Below are 3,224 nucleotides of genomic sequence, written 5' to 3' on the forward strand. Positions count from 1 at the left end.
CGGCTGGTCGGGCAGGGCGGCGTCCAGCGCGGCGATCTCGGCCTCGCTCGGCCGCCGCGTGACCTCCGGTCGGGGGGCGACCCCGCGTCCGGGCCGGGCCCGGAAGACCGAGCCGATCTCGTGCACGGCGAGGTCGGGGGTGCCCCGGCTGGCGTTGCGCGCGACCGCGTGCAGCAGCGCCGGCAGCAGCGTGGTGCGCAGGTGCGGGGCGGTGTCGGCCAGCGGGTTGGCCAGCGTCACCACGCTGCGCCGGTCGTCGTCGGCCGGCAGCAGGAGCCGGTCGAGGTCGGCCTCGGAGAGGAACGGCAGGTTGAGCACCTCGACGTGGCCGGTGGCGGCCAGCGCCTGGTTGACCGCGCGCCGGGCCCGCTGCTCCACGGTCAGCCCGCGCCCGGCCGGCGGGACGGGCAGCACCGGCGGGATGGTGTCCACGCCGACCTTCCGTCCGACCTCCTCGGCCCAGTCGTAGGGGTCGCGCAGGTCGGAGCGCCAGCTCGGCGGCGTGAGCACCAGGGCGTCGCCGTCCAGCTCGGCCGCCGTGCCGCCGGCGCGGAGCAGGGTGAGCACCCGCTCGGTCGGCACCTCGATCCCGAGGACGCGGGAGGGCAGGTCGGCGGGGATCCGCTGCTCGGGCACCGCCGGCGCCGAGCCGAGCACGGTCTCCGACTGCTCCAGCCGGCCCCCGCCGAGGCGGACCAGCAGGGCGGCGGCGAGCCGGGCCGCGGCGTATCCGGCCTGCGGGTCGACGCCGCGCTCGAAGCGTCGGGACGCCTCGCTGCCCAGCTTGTGCCGCCGGGAGGTGCGGGCCACCGTGACCGGGTCGAAGCAGGCGGCCTCGAGCACGATGGTGCTGGTGTCGTCGGCCAGCTCGGTGTCCGCGCCGCCCATCACCCCGGCCAGCCCGATCGCCCCCGAGTCGTCGGCGATGACCAGGTCCTCGGCGCTGAGCGTGCGCTCGACACCGTCCAGGGTGGTCAGCCGCTCCCCCTCGGTGGCCTGGCGCACCACCACGGCAGCGCGCAACCGGCGGGCGTCGTAGCCGTGCAGCGGCTGCCCGGTGGCGAGCATGACGTAGTTGGTGACGTCCACGCCGAGGGAGATCGGGCGCATCCCGGCCAGCTGCAGCCGGCGCTGCATCCAGCGCGGGCTCGGCCGGGTGGCGTCGAAGCCGGTGACGGTGAGCGCGACGAAGCTGCTGCAGGCCCCGCTCTCGATCCGCACCGGGTGGCCCTCGGTGACCTGGCTCGGCAGCGGCCGGTCGACCGGGTCGGTGAAGTCGACCGAGTAGGCGTCCGCGGCCTCGCGGGCCAGCCCGCGGATGGAGAAGCAGTAGCCGAGGTTGGGCGTGACGGCGATGTCGAGCACCACGTCGCGCAGGTGCAGCAGCGCCAGCGCGTCCTGGCCGGGGGTCAGCGGTGTGCCGTCGTCGTCGGTGCCGTCGAGCACGATGATGCCGCTGCTGTCCCCGGGCAGGCCCAGCTCGGCCGCGGAGCAGATCATCCCGTCCGAGACGTGGCCGTAGGTCTTGCGGGCGCTGATCCGGAAGTCGCCGGGCAGCACCGCCCCGGACAGCGCCACCACCACGAGGTCGCCGACGCCGAAGTTGTGCGCCCCGCAGACGATGCCGCGTCCGCGCTCGCCCTCGGGGTTGTGCTCGCCGACGTCGACCAGGCACCAGTTGATGGTCTTGCCGTTCTTCTGCGGCTCCGGCGTCTGCTCCAGCACGCGTCCGACCACCAGCGGGCCGCTGACGTCGGCACCGGCGGACTCGACGGTCTCCACCTCCAGGCCGTAGCCGACCAGCCGGTCGGCCAGCTCGCGGGGGTCGAGGTCGGCGGGCAGGGCCGCGTGCTCACGCAGCCAGCTCAGCGGCGCCCTCATCGGGCCGTCCCCACCAGCGAGCGGCTGAACCGCACGTCACCCTCGACCATGTCGCGCAGGTCGGCGGCGTTGTTGCGGAACATCAGCGTGCGGTCGATGCCCATCCCGAAGGCGAACCCGGAGTAGACGTCGGTGTCGACACCGCAGGCGGTGAGCACCCGCGGGTTGACCACCCCGCAGCCGCCCCACTCGATCCAGCCCTCGCTGGAGCAGGTGCGGCAGGGCGCGTCGGGGTTGCCGACGGAGGTGCCGTGGCAGACGAAGCACTCCAGGTCGATCTCGGCCGACGGCTCGGTGAAGGGGAAGTAGCTGGGTCGCATCCGGGTGCGGACGTCGCCGAACATGGCGCGGGCGAAGTGGTCGAGGGTGCCGCGCAGGTGCGCCAGGGTGATGCCCTTGTCGACCACCAGGCCCTCGATCTGGTGGAACACCGGCAGGTGCGTGGCGTCCAGCTCGTCAGCGCGGTAGACCTTGCCCGGGCAGACCACGTACACCGGCGGCTCGCGGTCGAGCAGGGTGCGGATCTGCACCGGCGAGGTGTGGGTGCGCATCAGCGTCTGGTGGTCCAGCGGCTCGACGAAGAGGGTGTCGGCCATCGAGCGGGCCGGGTGGTCGGGGGCGAGGTTGAGGGCGTCGAAGTTCAGCCACTCCGCCTCGAGCTCGGGGCCCTCGGCGACCTCCCAGCCCATGCCGACGAAGACATCGCACATCTGGTCCATCAGCCCGGTGATCGGGTGCACCGCACCGACCGGGAGGCTGGCCACCGGCAGCGTGACGTCGACGGCCTCCGCGGCCAGCCGGGCCTCCAGCTCGGCGGCGACGACCTCGTCCTCGCGGGCGGCCAGCGCCTGGGAGACCCGTCCGCGGGCCTGCCCGATCCGCTGCCCGGCCTCCTTGCGCTCCGAGCCCGGCAGCCGGCCGATGGCGCGGTTGGCCAGGGCCAGCGGCGAACGCTCGCCGGTGTGGTCGATCCGGGCCTGCTTCAGCTCGGCGGTGGTGCCGGCCTGCTCGAAGGCGGCGAGGGCCGCGGCGACCGCGGCCTCCACCTGCTCGGGTGCGAGCGGGTTGTCGCCGGGCACGTCCTGCCCGGTCGCCTCCGGGGTGGGGGCCTGTGACACCTGGTCTCCTCGTCTGGTCCGGACGGCGTCCGACCGGTCGGGCCGGCGCCCGGGCCAGTCTAGGGAGTCGCCCCGGTGGTGTCGCGCCGGTTCCGCGGCCCAGCTCAGCCCAGCAGCTGCCGCGCCCGGCCGAGCTCGGTGACGAGGCCGGCGATGGCCTCCCCACCCTCGGGCGGGCCGGCCGGGGCGGTGCCGACGACGGCCACCCGGTGCGCGCCGGCCTCG

The 3,224-nt window shown here is 75.1% G+C and carries 2 protein-coding genes; both read right to left on the reverse strand.

The window, feature by feature from the left end; genetic code table 11:
• Positions 1 to 1,881 (reverse strand): phenylalanine--tRNA ligase subunit beta (gene pheT / locus DVA66_RS18700; protein WP_114561378.1); only part of this gene is annotated, 1,881 nt, incomplete at its 3' end.
• Positions 1,878 to 2,960 carry a phenylalanine--tRNA ligase subunit alpha gene (pheS, locus tag DVA66_RS18705; protein WP_114561379.1) on the reverse strand — a complete coding sequence of 361 codons (1,083 nt, stop codon included), beginning with the start codon at positions 2,958 to 2,960 and terminating at the stop codon, positions 1,878 to 1,880. The genes pheT and pheS, both read right to left, overlap by 4 nt.
• Between the last annotated feature and the right edge of the window lie 264 nt (positions 2,961 to 3,224).

The organism is Desertihabitans aurantiacus, assembly GCF_003344635.1.
Taxonomy (GTDB): Bacteria; Actinomycetota; Actinomycetes; order Propionibacteriales; family Propionibacteriaceae; genus Desertihabitans; species Desertihabitans aurantiacus.